Consider the following 15,555-nt stretch of genomic DNA (forward strand, 5'->3'; position numbering starts at 1 on the left):
TCAGGAGGGGCGATTGGAATCCGCACGCAGGCCCATTGCGAGCCGGTCCTCCGGCTGGGCGATCGCGCTCGCCGGGCGGCTGGCGCGCGCGGGCGTCACGCCCAACAGCATCTCGGTGGCCTCGGTGGGCTTCGCCGCCCTCGGCGGCGCGCTGCTGCTGGTGCCGCATCCGCTGGCCTGGATCGGCGCGGCGCTCTGCGTGCAGGCGCGGCTGGTGTGCAACCTGCTGGACGGCATGGTCGCCATCGAGGGCGGCATGAAGACGCCGACCGGCGCGCTCTACAACGAGTTCCCCGACCGCATTGCCGACACGCTCTTCCTCGTGCCGCTGGGCTATGCGGCCGGCCTGCCCTGGCTCGGCTGGGCCTGCGCGCTGCTGGCGGCGCTGACGGCCTATGTGCGCGTCTTCGGCGGATCGGTCGGCCTCGCGCAGGATTTTTCGGGCGTGATGGCAAAGCAGCGCCGCATGGCCGCGCTCACGCTGGCGCTGGTGATCGCGGCGATCGAGCTGCCCCTCCTCGGCACGCGCTGGGCGCTGCTGGCCTGCGGGGCGGTCATCACCCTCGGCAGCCTGGTGACCTGCGTCACGCGGAGCCAGGGCATCGCCCGGGCCCTGACGCGCGCATGACGGCCCCCATCCGCCGCGCGCTGATCCTGCTGGTACGCTTCCTCGTCGGCGCGCGGGCCGACTGGCGTGGCTGCGCGCCGTCCACGACCCAGCGCATCTACTTCGCCAATCACGGCAGCCATCTCGACACCGTCGCGGTCATGGCCGCGCTGCCCTGGTCCCTGCGGCGCCTCACCCATCCCGTCGCCGCGCGTGACTATTGGGGCCGCAACGCCGTGCTGCGCTGGATCGCCGAGGTCGGCCTGCGCGCCGTGCTCATCGATCGCAAGCCCGTGCGCGGCGATGACCCGCTGGCGCCCGCCGCGGCCGTGCTCGATCGCGGGCGCTCGATCCTGATCTTCCCGGAGGGCACGCGCGGCTCGGGCGAGGAGATGGGCCCCTTCCGGGGCGGGCTGCATCGCATGGCCGCGCGCTTTCCGGAGGTGGAGCTGATCCCGGTCCATCTCGACAACCTCCAGCGCATCCTGCCGAAGGGGAGTCTGCTGATCGTGCCGATCACCTGCACCGCGCGCTTCGGCGCGCCGATCCGGCTCGAGCCCGGCGAGGATAAGGGCGCCTTCCTGCGGCGTGCGCGGCAGAGCGTGATGGACCTCGTCGCATGAACGGCCCACTGCTGCATGTCGTCGGAACCATCCTCACGATCCTGGTCGTCGCCTCCCTCGTCGGCTTCGTGCTGCAGCGACGCACGACGGACGAGAAGGCCATGGCCACGGTGCGCAACCTCAATGCGCGCACGCGTTCCTGGTGGGTGATGGTCGTGGTGCTGGGCGGTGCGATCTGGGCGGGGGCGACGACGACCATCCTGCTTTTCGCGCTGCTCTCCTTCACGGCGCTGCGCGAGTTCTGGACGCTCACCCCCGCGCGCCGCGGCGACCAGCTGGCGCTGTTCCTTTCCTTCTTCCTGGTGCTGCCGATCCATTACTGCCTGCTGCTGGACCGCTGGTACGGGCTGATGGCGATCTTCATCCCCGTCTATGCCTTCCTGATCCTGCCGGCGCTCAGCACGCTGGCCGGCGATGCGAAGGATTTCCTGGCGCGCAGCGCGAAGGTGCAGTGGGGCTTGATGCTGTGCGTCTATGCGGTGAGCCATGCGCCGGCGCTGCTGCTGCTCGATACCGGCATGCCTTCGGCGCTGCTGCTGGTCTATCTCGTCGTGGTCGTGCAGCTGAGCGATGTGTTCCAGTACGTCTGGGGCAAGCTGATCGGCAAGCGCCGCTTCGCGCCCGGCATCAGCCCCTCCAAGACGCTGGAGGGCCTGATCGGCGGCGGGCTGACGGCGATCCTGGTCGGCGTGCTGCTGCGTGGGCTGACGCCCTTCTCGGTGGTGGAGGCGGCCGCGATGTCGGCGGTCATCGTCACCGCGGGCTTCTTCGGCGGCTTCGTGCTGTCGGCGATCAAGCGCGACCTGGGCGCGAAGGATTGGGGCTACGTGATCGAGGGCCATGGCGGCGTGCTGGACCGCATCGACTCCCTGATTTTCGCGGCGCCGCTCTTCTTCCACTTCACGCGCTATTTCTGGAACGCGTGAGGCCGTACCGCATTACGGGTGAGCGGATCTCAGGACGAGGGCAGGACGCCGGTGGCTCGGTAGCGCTCCCAGCAACGCTGGGCGACGGTGTCGCCGGCCGCCTGCTGGGCCAGCATCCCGCCCATCTGGCCTCCCATGCCCGTGCCAAAGGCCGGCGTGGCGGAGGCCATCCGGCCCCGGGCATCGCAGGCGAAGCGCGCGCGTTGATCGCGTTCCGTCCGAGCGCCGGCCTCATCCGGGGAGGGTGAGCCGGAAGGTGGCGGCACCGTCTCCGCGCATCCGGCCAGCACGAGCAGCACCAGCAATCGCTTCATCGTCACTCCTAGGCGTCGGCCTTTTCCTGAAGGCAGCATCGCTGGAAAACAAGGAGGGCGGAGGTACCGAAATGTGACGGGAAGAGCTTCCCGAACCGAGGTCCTTCCGCTCACCGCGACGCGTCGCCGAGAAGCAGCAGGGTCCTTTCGTCCTCGAGGCCGCCGCAATGACGGGCCAGCGCCGCACGGAAGAGGGGATCGCCCGAGGCATGGAGGAAAAGCGTCATGCAGGAGCGGAATTTCTGCGCATCCACCGCGCCCAGGATGAGGTCGAGCGGCTCGTCCGGCAGGTCCAGCACCGTCTGCGTGCACTCCCGCAAACGCGGTCCCAGGACCGGGTCGGCAAGATAGGCCCGCACCTCCTCCAGCGAAGCGATGCCGTAGAAGGACGCATTGGACGAGGTGCCGAGGCCGCGCAGCTGCGGGAAGACGAACCACATCCAATGCGTGCGTTTCCGCCCGACCTTCAGCTCCGCCAGCGCCGTCGCATAGATGCCCTCCTGCGCCTCGATGAAGCGCCGGAGGTCGTTCTTCTCCGCGGTCAGGCCGCCGCCTGCTGCAGCGTGGGCGCCACGTCGGACAGGGTCACGCGGCGCATGTCGCGCTTATAGGTCTTGTCGTCATAGGGCCGGCCGCGATGCATGGTGCAGCGGTTGTCCCACAGCACGAGGTCGCCCACCGACCAGCCATGCGAGTAGACGAAGCGCGGCTGCGTCGCGAATTCGGTGAGGTCGCGGATCATCATCAGCGCCTCCGGCCGCGGCAGGCCGTGGATGCGGCCGATATGCGCGGAGAGGAAGACCGAGATCCGGCCCGACCCCGCATGCCGGCGCACCAGACGCTGCGGCACGGGCGCCCAGTTCTTCCGCTCCTCGCCCGTGTAGTTGTCGAAGCCCAGCTGCTCGCGCGAATAGAGCAGCGAGTGGTCGCAGACGTAGTTTCGGATCTCGGCCTTGATCTTCTCCGGCAGCTCGTCCCAGGCGGCGCGCATGTCGGCGAACTCGGTCTCGCCGCCCTCGGGCGGGATGCTGCGGGCATGCAGCATGGAGTATTTCGCGGGCGTCGCCTTGAAGCTGGAATCCGAATGCCAGAGCCGGTTCCCGAGCGAGAAGAACCGCCGCCGGTCGTCCGCCGCCAGGATCTCCCCCTTCTCGTCGAGGTTGGAGATGTCGTTGATCGAGGCGTTGGCGAGGCGCTGCTTGTGCACGTCCACCGTGGCGCGCGAGCCTTCGATCGGGCCGAAATTCTCGCCGAAGGCGGCCTGCTGCTCGTCGTCGATCTTCTGCGCGGGGAAGACCAGCACGGCATACCGGTCCATGGCGTCCTCGATCTCGCGCGCCTGTTCGGGCGTGAGCGGCCGGCTCAGATCCGCGCCTTCGACGCGAGCGCCGAAGACGGGGGTGAGCGGCGTGTAGGTAAACATCTCCATCCTCCTCTGCAGTCTATTGCGCGCGCACATCGGCGGCGCGGATGACGTCGAGCCACTTGGCCCGGTCCGCGGCGAGGCGCGTGGCGAGGGCGTCGGGCCCTTCGTAGAAAGGCGTGAAGCCGGCCTCGGTCAGCCGCCGGCGGAAGGCCTCGCTTCGCATCGCGGTGCGGATCGCCTCGTCCCAGCGTGCGACGACGGCCTGCGGCGTGCCGCGCGGCAGGCAGAAGCCGAACCAGCCCGTGACCTCGAAGCCGGGCAGCGTGTCGGCGATGCGCGGCAGGTCGGGGAAGAGGGGGAAGCGCGAGGGATCGCCCTGGGCCAGCAGCCGCACCGAGCCATCCCGCACCTGGCCCGCGATGTCGCCGAGATTGGTCATCATGAAGTCGATGCGCCCGGCCATCAGGTCGACCACCGCAGGCGCTGCGCCGCGATAGGGCACGTGCTGCATGCTCACCTGCGCCAGGCGGTTCATGAGCTCGCCCGAGAGGTGCTGCGCGGAGCCGGGGCCCGGGCTGCCGAAAGTGACGGCACCCGGCCGCGCCCGCGCGGCGGCCAGGATATCGGCCACGCTGCGATAGGGGCCGCTGGCCGCGACCACGAGGCCGTACGAGGAGAGAGTGACGTTCGAGATGGGCAGAAGCTCGGCGCCCGCATCGATGCTCGCGCCCGGAAGCTGCGCGGTGATGGCCATTGTGCTCATCGGGCACTGGAAGGCGGTGTAGCCGTCGGGCGCGCTGCGGGCGACGAACTCGGCGCCGATCGCGCCGTTCACGCCGGGGCGGTTCTCGACCACGACGCGCTGGCCGAGCTCCCCGGAGATCGCCTCTGCGACCATCCGCGAGATGATGTCCGACGAGCCGCCCGCCGCCTGGCCCACGACGATGCGCGGGGGCCGGTCCGGAAACTCCGCCAGGGCCGGCGCGGCCGAAAGGACCATCGCCAGCAGCGTCAGCGCGAGGCGCTTCATTCCGTTTCTCTCCTCCCAGGGAGATGTCATGAAATCGTCCCGGTTGCTGCGCTGCGATGTCAAGCCCGGCGTGCCATCCGTCGCTCGACGAGCAGCATGAGAAGCATCAGGAAGAGCCCCGTCCCGGCCATGAGGAGGATGGCAAACCGCGGCCCGTAGGCGTCCGACAGCGCGCCCACGGTCAGCACGCCGAGGGGGCTGGTGCCGATGCAGGTCGTGACCAGCCCGAGCACGCGGGAACGGCTCTCGATCGGCGCCTTGGTCATCACCACCGAGGTCTGCATCGCGGAGAAGCGCGCCGTGCCCAACCCGCCGAGCGCCAGCAGGCTCCAGGCGAGAAGGTAGGTCGGGCTGAAGGCCACGATCGTCATGAGCACGAGGAAGACCGTCGATCCCAGGACCAGCGGCGCCGTGCCCGGCGGCGTGCGGCGGCCCAGCGTGATCCAGAGCCCGCCGACCAGCGCACCCAGCGGCTCGGCCGCGGCGAGCAGGCCGATGGCTGCCCCGGCGACGGAGAAGGCCTCGGCGCCGAAGGCCGGCAGGATCGCGCCGTAGCAGAAGGCGAAGATGTTCATGATCAGCGTGACGCCAAGCACCACGCGCAGCGGCGGCGAGGCGAGCGAGAGGCGCAGCGCCTCGCCGATGCCGGCCAGCGTGCCATGCCCGACCGGCCGCACGGCGTTGGGTGCAGGCGTCACACGCAGCACCATGAACATCGCCACTAGATGCAGCAGGCAGGCCAGGCCGACCGCGACGGGCAGGCCGGCCCACTGGAACAGCGCGCCGCCCAGCAACGGGCCGATGGCGCGCGTCGTGCTGCCGGTCATGGTGTCGAGCGCGACGGCGGGGACGAGGTCCTCCGGCGGCGCCGCTTCCGCCGCCATGCGCCGGCGGGTCGACATCTCGCCCGCCCAGGCCAGGCCGGCGATCAGCCCCTGGACCATCAGGTGCCAGGGCGCGAGCACGCCCAGGACGGCCAGCAGCGTCACCGCGCCGGCGCCGAAGGCCGAGCTCAGCTGCAGCCAGATGAGCAGCCGCCGCCGGTCGAAGCGCTCGGCCAGCACGCCGGCCAGGGCGCCCAGCAGCAGCATGGGCAGGGCGCGCATCATGGCCACGGCGGCGACGGCGAGGGCGGATTGGGTGGCCTCGAAGGTCCAGAGCGAGGCGGCCAGCATCTCCAGCCACCGCATGGCATTGGCGATGCCGCCGAGCACCCAGAGGCGGCGGTAATCCGGCGTGCGGAGGAGGCGGCCGACGGCCCCGCCCTGCTTCGCGCCGGCCCGCGAGGCCGCCCTGGCGGCGCCGGTCGAACTCATCTGTTCGTTTCCACCCATCGTCCCGGGCGATCGTGGACCGGAAGTGACGGCGCGGCCAGATCACGCCGGGTCATCATCCGACCGGGCGCCCCGTCGGCGGCGCATGTAAAGGAATGTTGACCGCGGGACCGGCATCTGGTTTCCCTCCCTCCGGGCGGCCATTCGAGGGAGAAGGCGGTGTCCTGGCACATCAGCCTGACGCGCTTCGCGAGCGCACACATCGTCAAGAAGCAGGATGCCGTGAACTCCTGCGGCATCGCCTGCATCCTCATGGTCAACTTCAAGATCAAGAAGGGGCTGATGTTCGCCGGCCTTTCGGCGGGCAGCGCCGTTTCCGCCGTGCCGGTGCCCGGCGCCACCTTTGCCGGCGCCACCCTCTCGAACGCCGCGATCGCGATGGCGGTGAAAACGGAGCCGGAGGTCTACAGGATCTACGGCGACGTCGTCGGCACGGTATATGACGGCACCGCCTACACGGACGCGAAGAAGCATCCCGAGGTGCTGAGGCGCCTCGGCCTCGGCAACTGGGAGTGCTTCTGGGCCGGGTCGGACGGCATCGGCGCGGCCATCAAGGCGCAGGCCAAGGCCGGCGCGCCCTGCATCGTGCATGTGAAGTGGAAGGCTGGCGGCGCGCATTTCGTCTGCATCGACGACGTCCACAGCCCCTTCGGCAGCCCCTATGCCTGCGTGAATGACCCCGCGAGCGGCGAGGTGGTGGTGACCGAGCTGACCAGCAGCCCGATCAACTACCTGGACAATGCCGGCGTCTTCTCCGGCTGGATCGTGCGGCGCGTCTCCGCTCCCTGACAGGGGGCCTCTGACAAAGGCCCCATGACAAAGGCGGGCAGGCTTCCCACCTTCGCCCGATGTCCAAGCATGATCGCCCCTGCATCAAGGTCTGCCGCTATGACGATGACAGCGGCTGGTGCCTGGGCTGCGGCATGAGCGTGCGCGAGAAGAAGAGCTGGAAGCGGGTGGAGGGCTACCGCGCGGCGATCCTGGAATCCCTGCCCGCGCGGCTGGCGGCCCTGGCAGCCGAGGGTTTCGTGACGGGGCCCAAGGCCGACGGCAAGCGCCGGCGCGACTAGAAGTCAGGCTGCCTCCGGCCCCTCGCCGTTCCGCAGGAGGTCGCGCAGCGGCCGGCCGCCGGACCAGTCCTCCGTCAGTGCCGCATGGCTTTCGCCCGCCAGGGCCGCGATGCGGATTTCGCGGGGGCTCACGCCGAATTCGCGACGGAACGCCCGGCTGAACTGCGAGGCATCCTCGAAGCCCAGCCCGGCCGCGATCTCGCCGATGGTGCCGGGCCGCGTCGCGTCCAGAAGGCGGTCGCGGCAGGCCTCCAGCCGCAGCCGGCGGATATAGTGCTCCACGCCGCCCTCGCCCTGCATGAGGCGATAGAGCTGCGTGCGCGAGATATCGAGCGCGCCGCAGAGCATCGCGGCGTTGAGCTCCGGGGATTCGATGTTCCGCCGGATGAGGTGGCGGATCTTCTGCAGCCGCGTCGCGTCGATCTGGCCGGTCGCGATCACCATCCGGTCCGCCGTGGGCACGACGCAGGCGCCGACCATCGCCCGCACCGCGGACGTGACCCGGGGCAGGTCTTCCGGCGCGAGGCGCGGCAGCTCCCGCGCCAGATTGCGCATGAAATCGCCGAGCAGCTTGCCGAGGCCCGCCGTCAGCACCGTGTTGCGCGCGGCGTCGAGCTGGGGGGCGATATCCGCGAAGGCGTCGCGAGGGAGGTAGAGATGCAGGCGCTCATCCGCGACGCGCTCGCTCGCCAGGCTGTCGCCGAGGGAGACGATGAAGGGCGTCTGCGCCGGGATCAGCAGGGAGTCGCCCGGCGTGCGAACCCCGGTGTCGTGCTTCCCGACGGCGATCACCCAGTGGTCCACCGGGTTGCGCCGGACCGTGGCGGCGGTCCGGACGGCGCAGAGCCCCGGTGCCGAGACGTGGCCGAAGCCCAGCTCGCCGAGCGCCCAGTGGCGGCTCTCCGCCGGAAAGCCGTCCTTGGCATCGAAGGGGCGCTCGACCTCGAAGACCGAGTCGAACCAGCTCCGCCAGGCACCCAGCTGGTGGGCTGGCGGCAGGCTATGGGTGGAGACGACCTCGGGGATCATGACGTTCCAGTCGGAATGGGCCGATCGAGAACATTCCTATGGTGTAAACGGTAACGTTGCCAACCTGAAACTGCTTCGGTCGACTGTCGCTTGACGGGACCGGGCGCGAGAACCCCGCCGGGATGGACCCGGAGCCTGGGGCCGATGATGATGAGCCCCTCCCGACGCATCCCCTCCAGGAGACCGGAATCCACATGACCGCCCCGCAAAAGCCCGTCCTGCTGACCGGCGCCTCCGGCAATCTCGGCCGTCACCTCGCGCGCAGCCTCGGTGCGCTCGGCTGGAAGCTGCGCCTCACCGACATCGTGCCCTTCCCCGACCCCCTGCCCGAGGGCGCGAGCTTCGTGAAGGCCGATCTCAACGAGGGGCTGGCGATCGCGCGGCTGGCGGAAGGCTGCGGCGCCATCCTGCATTTCGGCGGCGTCTCGGTGGAGCGGCCCTTCGAGGAGGTGCTCGGCCCCAACCTGCGCGGCCTCTACCACATCTACGAGGCGGCGCGGCGCGAGGGCGCGCGCGTGATCTTCGCCAGCTCCAACCACTCCATCGGCTTCCACGAGCGGCCGGAGGGCAATCAGGCGAAGCTGGACTTCGACGACGACTTCCGGCCGGACGGCTATTACGGCCTCGCCAAGGCCTATGGCGAGCTCATGGGCCGGATGTACTGGGACAAGCACGGTGTCGAGAACGTGAACCTGCGCATTGGCTCCTGCTTCCCGCAGCCGATCGACCGGCGGATGCTCTCCACCTGGCTTTCCTTCGGGGACCTCGCGCGCCTCGCCGAGCGCTGCGTGCTGGCGGAGCGCACTGGCCATGCGGTGATCTGGGCCTGCTCGAACAACCCCGCTTCCTATTGGGGCCGCGACCATCGCGAGCGCATCGGCTGGGCGCCGCAGGACAGCGCGGAGCCCTTCCGCGCCGAGGTGGGGCACATCACGGCCGATCCGGTGACGGAGCGATACCAGGGCGGCGGCTATCCCGCGATGGAGTATTCGCGGAAGACGCCCTCGCCGCGGGACGCCTTCTCGCTCGACGAGTAGAAGGCCGGGGCCGGCTTCAGGCCGGCTCCCAGCCCGCCGTGCGCATGCAGCGCAGGATGAGGTTGTGCCGGCCCGCATCGATGGCGCTCATCATCGCGGGCGCGTAGCCGGACATCTCCGCGGCCGGGGTGATGGTCCGCTGCGCGCGGTCATTGGCCCATTGATTCGCCTCCGTCACGCAGCCGTCCCGCGCCTGGGCGAGCTGCGCGTCGTTGCGCCCGGTGCCGGTGAAATCCTTCCAGGCGAGGGGCAGGCCCGGCTCGAGGCCGGGGCCGGGCGGCGGCATGGGCGCGCAGGCGGCCAGGGCCGCAGCCAGGACCAGGCTGGTTACAATCCTCATGGGTCGTCCCTTCTTTCCGATGAGCCGACAGGCGGAACGCCGCCGGCCTCTCGCGGTTGGCGCGGGCTGGCCAACCCCTCCGGGGAGTATAGGCCCCCGGAGCCCGGATAGGCGACCGGAGGGGCCGCCCTCAGCGCGCTTTCGGGATGAAGCAATGCTCCGGCGCCGGGAAGCGGCGGGCCCGGACGTCCTGCGCGTATTCGGCCGCAGCGGCCGAGATCTGCTCGCCGAGATTGGCGTAGCGGCGGACGAAGCGGGGCGTGAAGTCGCTGAACAGGCCGAACACGTCGTCGGAGACCAGGACCTGGCCGTCGCAGGCGGGCGAGGCGCCGATGCCGATGGTCGGCACCGCAAGCTCGGCGGTGATGGCGGCCGCGACCGGCTCCATCACGCCCTCCAGCACGACGGCAAAGGCGCCGGCCTCGGCCATGGCCTGGGCATCCGCGGTGACCTTGCGGGCATCCTCCTCGGTCCGGCCCGTGGCCTTGAAGCCGCCAGCGACGTTGACCGCCTGCGGCATGAGGCCGACATGCGCGCAGACCGGAATGCCGCGCTGCGTGAGGAAGCGCGCCGTCTCGGCCATTTCCTCGCCGCCCTCGAGCTTCACGCCGGCGCAGCCCGTCTCGGCCATGATGCGCGCGGCGCTCTGGAAGGCCTGGACCGGGCTCTCCTGATAGCTGCCGAACGGAAGGTCCACGATGACGCAGGAGCGCTCGGCGCCGCGCACCACGGCCGCGCCATGGGCGATCATCATGTCCAGCGTGACCGAGAGCGTGCTTTCGAAGCCGTAGATCACCATGCCCAGCGAATCCCCCACCAGGAGGAGGTCGCAATGCGGATCGAGCAGCCGGGCCATCTGCGTGGTATAGGCGGTGAGGCTCACGATGGGCTCGCCGCCCTTGCGGGCGCGGATCTGCGGAGTGCTGATGCGCTTCGCGCGAGTCACTATACTCACTAGCATTCCTCCGAATTTGGGAGGTGCTGTCGGCCGCCTGGGCCGCAATGTAAAGGGGCGAGGGCGGATTCCACCCCTTTGGTCGCAGCGGCGCGCGCGCTCAGCCGCGGGTGGCGAGGATAGCCGCGGCCAGGTCCTCGCCCGCCCAGCCCACCGACTTGAACAGCGTGATCTGCTCGGCGCTGGTGCGGCCGGGATGGAGCCCCTTGCACAGTTCCGACAGCTCCGCCGCGATATCCGTCGCGGCGATATGCCCCTCGGCGATGGCCTGGACCACGTCGCCCGCCTCGGCGAGGCCGCCGATGCGCGTGTCCACCACGCAGAGCGAGCGCGTCAGCGTCTCGCCGTCCGTCTCGCGCATGTCGGCGCGGAAGGCGCCGACGAGATCCAGATGCGTGCCGGGGGAAAGGGTGGCCCCGCGGATGAGCGGCTCCCGCGAGAGGGTGGCCGCGCTCACGATGTCGAAGCCGGCCGGGTTGGGCGTCGGTGCGGCCCGGGCCGGCAGGCCCCGCGCCGCCAGCCGTGCCGCCAGGGCGCCCGACTTCGCCGGGTCCCGCGACCAGATGGCGATCTCTTCGATCGGGAAGCCGGCGGCATAGGCATCGGCCAGCGCGGCCGCGACCTTGCCCGCGCCCAGGACGAGCAGCCGCTTCGAATCCGGCCGCGCGAGGTAGCGGGCCGCGAGCAGCGAGGCCGCGGCCGTCCGCCGGTCGGTGAGCTCGCCGCCGTCCAGCAGCGCGATCGGCACGCCGGTCACCGCATCGGAGAGCAGGTAGGCGGCATTCACCGAGGCCTCCCCGCGCGCGGTGTTGCCCGGCGCCACATGGACGATCTTCACGCCCGAATGGGTCTCGTTGACGGCCGGCATCAGCAGCAGCGTGCCGTCGGCCGGCAGGGGATGGCGGTGGCGCAGCGGTGCCTGGCACCCCGCGACGAACATGGCGCGCAATGCCTCGACCAGGGCAGGCCAGGGCAGGCGGGCCGCGATTTCTGCCTTATCGAGTTGCAGCATGGGGTTCCGTTGGCGGTTGGCCAGATCATTGTGCGATTGATCGGCGCGGCTTCCTAGGTCAGCATCTCGGCGTTAACCGAGGCTGCGCCGCGGCGCTAACGAGAAATGGGGAGAACCGGATGAAATCCGCGCATCAAATGATTCTGGGAGCAGTCGCTGCGCTATTCGCGGCGGCCATGCCGGCCATGGCGCAGGCGCCCGCCGCGCCCGGCCGCGCGGCTCCCGCCCCCGCTGCGCCCGCCCCCGCGGCACCGGCGGCCCCTGCCGCGCCGGCCGCTCCCGCCGCCGCTGCCCCGGCCGCCGCCCCTGCCACGCCGGTCGTCACCGCCGCGACCCTCGATGCGATCCGTACCCGCGGCACCCTCATCTGCGGCGTCAGCACCGGCCTCTCCGGCTTCGCCCAGCCCGACAGCCAGGGCACCTGGCGCGGCTTCGACGTGGATTATTGCCGCGCCCTCGCGGTCGCGATCTTCAACGATCCGAGCAAGGTCCGCTTCGTGCCGACCACGCCGCAGGTGCGCTTCACCGCGCTGCAATCGGGCGAGGTGGATATCCTGGCCCGCAACACGACCTGGACGCTTTCCCGCGACACGTCGCTCGGTTTCGATTTCGCGGCCATCACCTTCTTTGACGGCCAGGGCTTCATGGTGAAACGAAGCCTGAACGTCCAGAACGCGGCGCAGCTCGACGGCGCCACCGTCTGCGTCCAGCCCGGCACGACGACCGAGCAGAACCTGGCCGACTGGGCCCGCTCCATCCGAATTACCATCCGGCCCGTGGTGATCGAGCGGTTCGACGACAACATCGCCGCCTATACCTCGGGCCGTTGTGACGCGTTCACGACCGACGTCTCGGGCCTCGCCGCCACGCGCGCCACGCAGCAGAATCCGGACGACCACGTGATCCTGCCGGACGTCATCAGCAAGGAGCCGCTCGGCCCGCTGATCCGCCATGGCGACCATCGCTTCGCCGATCTGGTCCGCTGGCTGCACTTCGGCCTGATCACGGCCGAGGAGCTCAACATCACTTCCGCCAATGTCGATCAGGCCATCGGCGGCGACGCCCGGCCCGACGCGCAGCGCCTTCTCGGCCGTACCGGCGATCTCGGCCGCATGCTCGGCGTCGACAATGCCTGGATGGCCAATGTCATCCGCAGCCTCGGCAATTACGGCGAGTTCTTCGAGCGGAACCTGACGCCGCTCGGCCTGCAGCGCGGCCGAAATGCTTTGTGGACGACGCCCGGAGGCCTGCAATACGCTCCGCCGTTCCGGTGAGATACTTAGCGGCTGGAGCACGATCCGCAGAGTTGGTAACACCGCGGCGGTAGCCGACGCTGTCTCAGCAAGGACGGGCTCTCAGCATAGACCGGGCCGTGAATCATCGAGGTGATCACGGTTCGACGACCGATCGGGACCGGGGCGCAAGCCCCGTCCCGGCACTCTTCCCGGATCGCGGAATGCCGCGCCGGATCCAACTGTGACGGGAACAGAATTCATGTCAGGGGCCTCTCTCGACCCTCGCCTTCTGCGCAAGGCGCCGCCGCGACCGCTCCGCTTTTCCTGGTCGGATGAGCGGTTCCGAAACATCGTCTATCAGGTTCTCGTCGTTGCCGCCGTGCTGTCCGTCTTCGGATGGCTCTGGTCGAACACGCGCTACAACCTCGAGGTAAGGCGCATCGCCACCGGCTGGGGTTTCCTGTCGCGCGAGGCCGGCCTGCCGATCGGCGAGCACCTGATCGACTACGACCCGTCCATGACCTATTTCCGGGCGCTGCTCGTCGGCGTGCTCAACACGCTGAAGGTCGCGATCATCGGCATCGTGCTGGCGACCATCCTGGGCACGCTCCTCGGCATCGCGCGGCTTTCGAAGAACTGGATGCTGGCGCGCTTCGCCGGCGCCTATGTCGAGATCGTGCGCGACCTGCCGCTGCTGCTGCAGCTCCTCTTCTGGTATTCGCTGCTCCAGGGCCTGCCGGGGCCACGCCAGGCCTTCAACCCCGTCACGGGGGTGTTCCTCTCGAATCGCGGCTTGAAGCTGCCCTATATCCAATGGGAATCGGCCCATAGCTGGACGCTGCTCGCCGTCGTCGTGGGCGCCGTCCTCACCTGGTTCTACCGGCGGACGGTCCGGGCCAAGCAGATGCAGGACGGCCAGATCCGGTCCATATGGCCGGCGGCGCTGCTGCTGATGGTGGGCCTGCCGCTCCTGGTCTGGGCCGCGCTCGGAGCGCCCTTCACCATCGACGTGCCGGAGCTCCGGGGCTTCAACTTCCGCGGCGGGCTCGACGTCAGTCCCGAATTCTTCGCGCTGCTGCTCGGCCTCACGCTCTACACTGCGGGTTTCATCGCGGAGATCGTGCGCGCCGGCATCCTGGCCGTCAGCCAGGGCCAGTGGGAGGCGGCGGAAGCGCTTGGCCTGTCGCGCCGGCGGGTGATGAACCTGATCGTCCTGCCCCAGGCCATGCGCGTGATCATCCCGCCGATGACGAGCCAGTTCCTCAACATCACGAAGAACTCGTCCCTCGCCGTCGCCATCGGTTACCAGGACATCGTCAGCATCGCGAACACCACGCTGAACCAGACCGGTCAGGCCATCGAGGGCATCGCCATCATCATGCTTGTCTATCTGACGATCAGCCTGTCGATCAGCCTCTTCATGAACTGGTACAATAAACGCATCGCCCTGGTGGAACGGTGAGGAGCTGAACATGAGCGATCTCGCCGCCGGCGGCACGCCCGCCGTCCCGACCGTCCCCCGCCGCGCGCCGATCACCATGATCGGCCCCGTGGCCTGGGCACGCGCGAACCTCTTCAATAACTGGTGGTCCAGCGCCATCACGCTGGCCATGATCTACCTGCTGGTGAAGGTGGCCGTCAGCTTCGTGAGCTGGGCCTTCATCAACGCCATCTGGGTGGTGCCGGTGAGCCCGGCGGGCGTCGCCAATACCGAGGCCTGCCGCGCCATCGCCGGCGTGGGCGCCTGCTGGGCGGTCATCACCGAGAAGCACCGCTTCATCCTCTTCGGCACCTATCCCTACGAGCAGCACTGGCGTCCGGCCATCGTCTGTCTGCTCTTCATCGGCCTCTACGTCGTCTCGGCGATGCGGCGCTTCTGGCGCTGGGAGCTGGCGCTGGTCTGGATCGCGGTGCTGACGCTGATCGGCGTGCTGATGTGGGGCGGCATCCTCGGCCTTTCCTATGTGCCGCAGGAGCGCTGGGGTGGCCTGCCCATCACGCTCATCCTCGCCACCTTCGGCCTGGCCTTCGCCTTCCCGCTGGCGATCTTGGTCGCGCTGGGCCGGCGGTCGAAGCTGCCGGCGATCAAGGCGCTGTGCGTTCTCTATGTCGAGCTGATCCGCGGCGTGCCGCTGATCTCCCTGCTCTTCATGGCCAGCGTGATGTTCCCGCTGTTCCTTCCGGAAGGGTTGAACATCGACAAGCTGCTGCGCGCCCAGGTCGCCATCATCCTTTTCGCCGGCGCCTATCTGGCCGAGGTGGTGCGGGCGGGCCTGCAGGCCCTGCCGCGCGGACAGTACGAGGCCGCGGACGCGCTCGGCCTCAGCTACTGGCACAAGACGGGGCTCATCATCCTGCCCCAGGCGCTGCGCCTCGTGATCCCGCCGCTGGTGAACACCTTCATCGGCTTCTTCAAGGACACGTCGCTGGTGCTCATCATCGGCATCTTCGACCTGCTGACGGCCGGCAAGACGGCCATCATCGAACCCGCCTGGCAGGGCTTCGGCGTCGAGGTCTACATCACGCTGGGTGTGATCTACTTCGTCTTCTGCTTCGCGATGTCGAAGTACAGCTCGGGCCTGGAGGCGGAATTCAACCGCCATCGCCGCCGATGAGCGTTCTTCCTCGAAACCCAGGCTCTCCCTCCTGTCGCGCCCTATCCTCTTCGGAGAACGTG

The 15,555-nt window shown here is 69.5% G+C and carries 18 protein-coding genes; 9 read left to right on the forward strand and 9 right to left on the reverse strand.

Features of this window, described 5'->3' with window-relative positions; genetic code table 11:
• Nucleotides 1-13 precede the first annotated feature (13 nt).
• From KHU32_RS05140 to KHU32_RS05150, 3 genes are read left to right on the forward strand one after another with little or no spacing between them, the layout of a single operon-like run.
• Nucleotides 14-628: a CDP-alcohol phosphatidyltransferase family protein gene (locus KHU32_RS05140; RefSeq protein ID WP_249680557.1), complete on the forward strand. Its 615-nt coding sequence runs from the start codon at nucleotides 14-16 to the stop codon at nucleotides 626-628.
• Nucleotides 625-1,230, forward strand: a complete 606-nt coding sequence (locus KHU32_RS05145) for a lysophospholipid acyltransferase family protein (protein ID WP_213668940.1) — start codon at nucleotides 625-627, stop codon at nucleotides 1,228-1,230. The genes KHU32_RS05140 and KHU32_RS05145 overlap by 4 nt, the downstream gene beginning before the upstream one ends.
• Nucleotides 1,227-2,156 (forward strand): phosphatidate cytidylyltransferase, encoded by a 930-nt coding sequence (locus tag KHU32_RS05150; protein WP_213668941.1) that lies wholly within the window; start codon nucleotides 1,227-1,229, stop codon nucleotides 2,154-2,156. Before KHU32_RS05145 ends, KHU32_RS05150 begins: the two co-directional genes overlap by 4 nt.
• A gap of 29 nt (nucleotides 2,157-2,185) precedes the next feature.
• On the opposite strand, the gene KHU32_RS05155 is transcribed toward KHU32_RS05150, so the two are convergent.
• The 5 genes from KHU32_RS05155 to KHU32_RS05175 form a co-directional block, all read right to left on the reverse strand.
• Nucleotides 2,186-2,470, reverse strand: coding sequence for a hypothetical protein (locus tag KHU32_RS05155; protein WP_213668942.1), 285 nt, complete (start codon nucleotides 2,468-2,470; stop codon nucleotides 2,186-2,188).
• 110 nt (nucleotides 2,471-2,580) lie between these two features.
• Nucleotides 2,581-3,015: a DUF1810 domain-containing protein gene (locus KHU32_RS05160; RefSeq protein ID WP_213669675.1), complete on the reverse strand. Its 435-nt coding sequence runs from the start codon at nucleotides 3,013-3,015 to the stop codon at nucleotides 2,581-2,583.
• The gene (locus KHU32_RS05165) at nucleotides 3,012-3,893 is read right to left on the reverse strand and encodes a TauD/TfdA dioxygenase family protein (protein ID WP_213668943.1); all 882 of its coding nucleotides are present in this window, start codon (nucleotides 3,891-3,893) and stop codon (nucleotides 3,012-3,014) included. The genes KHU32_RS05160 and KHU32_RS05165 overlap by 4 nt, the downstream gene beginning before the upstream one ends.
• Before the next feature lie 19 nt (nucleotides 3,894-3,912).
• Complete coding sequence (locus tag KHU32_RS05170; RefSeq protein WP_213668944.1) at nucleotides 3,913-4,866, reverse strand: Bug family tripartite tricarboxylate transporter substrate binding protein; 954 nt, start codon at nucleotides 4,864-4,866, stop codon at nucleotides 3,913-3,915.
• 59 nt (nucleotides 4,867-4,925) lie between these two features.
• On the reverse strand, nucleotides 4,926-6,182 hold the full coding sequence (locus KHU32_RS05175; protein ID WP_213668945.1) for an MFS transporter: 1,257 nt from the start codon (nucleotides 6,180-6,182) through the stop codon (nucleotides 4,926-4,928).
• A gap of 177 nt (nucleotides 6,183-6,359) precedes the next feature.
• On the opposite strand from KHU32_RS05175, the gene KHU32_RS05180 reads away from it, so the two are divergent.
• Together KHU32_RS05180 and KHU32_RS05185 are read left to right on the forward strand one after the other, a co-directional pair.
• Nucleotides 6,360-6,989 carry a hypothetical protein gene (locus KHU32_RS05180; protein WP_213668946.1) on the forward strand — a complete coding sequence of 210 codons (630 nt, stop codon included), beginning with the start codon at nucleotides 6,360-6,362 and terminating at the stop codon, nucleotides 6,987-6,989.
• Between the two features lie 59 nt (nucleotides 6,990-7,048).
• The gene (locus KHU32_RS05185) at nucleotides 7,049-7,270 is read left to right on the forward strand and encodes a DUF1289 domain-containing protein (protein ID WP_213668947.1); all 222 of its coding nucleotides are present in this window, start codon (nucleotides 7,049-7,051) and stop codon (nucleotides 7,268-7,270) included.
• A 3-nt stretch (nucleotides 7,271-7,273) separates the two neighbouring features.
• Here the strand turns inward: KHU32_RS05185 and KHU32_RS05190 are convergent, their stop codons facing one another.
• Entirely contained in the window at nucleotides 7,274-8,299 is a 1,026-nt protein-coding gene (locus tag KHU32_RS05190) for a helix-turn-helix domain-containing protein (protein WP_213668948.1), read from the reverse strand.
• Between the two features lie 194 nt (nucleotides 8,300-8,493).
• Between KHU32_RS05190 and KHU32_RS05195 the strand changes: the two genes are divergently transcribed.
• On the forward strand, nucleotides 8,494-9,336 hold the full coding sequence (locus KHU32_RS05195) for an NAD-dependent epimerase/dehydratase family protein (protein WP_213668949.1): 843 nt from the start codon (nucleotides 8,494-8,496) through the stop codon (nucleotides 9,334-9,336).
• Nucleotides 9,337-9,352: 16 nt separating this feature from the next.
• On the opposite strand, the gene KHU32_RS05200 is transcribed toward KHU32_RS05195, so the two are convergent.
• The 3 genes from KHU32_RS05200 to lhpI form a co-directional block, all read right to left on the reverse strand.
• The gene (locus KHU32_RS05200; protein WP_213668950.1) at nucleotides 9,353-9,676 is read right to left on the reverse strand and encodes a hypothetical protein; all 324 of its coding nucleotides are present in this window, start codon (nucleotides 9,674-9,676) and stop codon (nucleotides 9,353-9,355) included.
• A 130-nt stretch (nucleotides 9,677-9,806) separates the two neighbouring features.
• Nucleotides 9,807-10,625: a 3-methyl-2-oxobutanoate hydroxymethyltransferase gene (panB, locus tag KHU32_RS05205; protein ID WP_456315937.1), complete on the reverse strand. Its 819-nt coding sequence runs from the start codon at nucleotides 10,623-10,625 to the stop codon at nucleotides 9,807-9,809.
• Between the two features lie 106 nt (nucleotides 10,626-10,731).
• Nucleotides 10,732-11,643: a bifunctional Delta(1)-pyrroline-2-carboxylate/Delta(1)-piperideine-2-carboxylate reductase gene (lhpI, locus tag KHU32_RS05210; protein WP_213668952.1), complete on the reverse strand. Its 912-nt coding sequence runs from the start codon at nucleotides 11,641-11,643 to the stop codon at nucleotides 10,732-10,734.
• Between the two features lie 137 nt (nucleotides 11,644-11,780).
• Here lhpI and KHU32_RS05215 point away from each other — a divergent pair, with 137 nt between their 5' ends.
• The 3 genes from KHU32_RS05215 (at nucleotide 11,781) to KHU32_RS05225 (ending at nucleotide 15,493) form a co-directional block, all read left to right on the forward strand.
• Nucleotides 11,781-12,917 (forward strand): amino acid ABC transporter substrate-binding protein, encoded by a 1,137-nt coding sequence (locus KHU32_RS05215; RefSeq protein ID WP_249680558.1) that lies wholly within the window; start codon nucleotides 11,781-11,783, stop codon nucleotides 12,915-12,917.
• Between the two features lie 220 nt (nucleotides 12,918-13,137).
• Complete coding sequence (locus KHU32_RS05220; RefSeq protein WP_213668953.1) at nucleotides 13,138-14,340, forward strand: amino acid ABC transporter permease; 1,203 nt, start codon at nucleotides 13,138-13,140, stop codon at nucleotides 14,338-14,340.
• A 10-nt stretch (nucleotides 14,341-14,350) separates the two neighbouring features.
• A complete protein-coding gene (locus KHU32_RS05225; RefSeq protein WP_213668954.1) occupies nucleotides 14,351-15,493 on the forward strand; it encodes an amino acid ABC transporter permease in 1,143 nt (380 codons plus the stop codon).
• The last annotated feature ends 62 nt before the right edge of the window (nucleotides 15,494-15,555 follow it).

Origin of the sequence: Roseococcus pinisoli, assembly GCF_018413645.1 — a bacterium.
In the GTDB taxonomy this organism is placed as follows: domain Bacteria; phylum Pseudomonadota; class Alphaproteobacteria; order Acetobacterales; family Acetobacteraceae; genus Roseococcus; species Roseococcus pinisoli.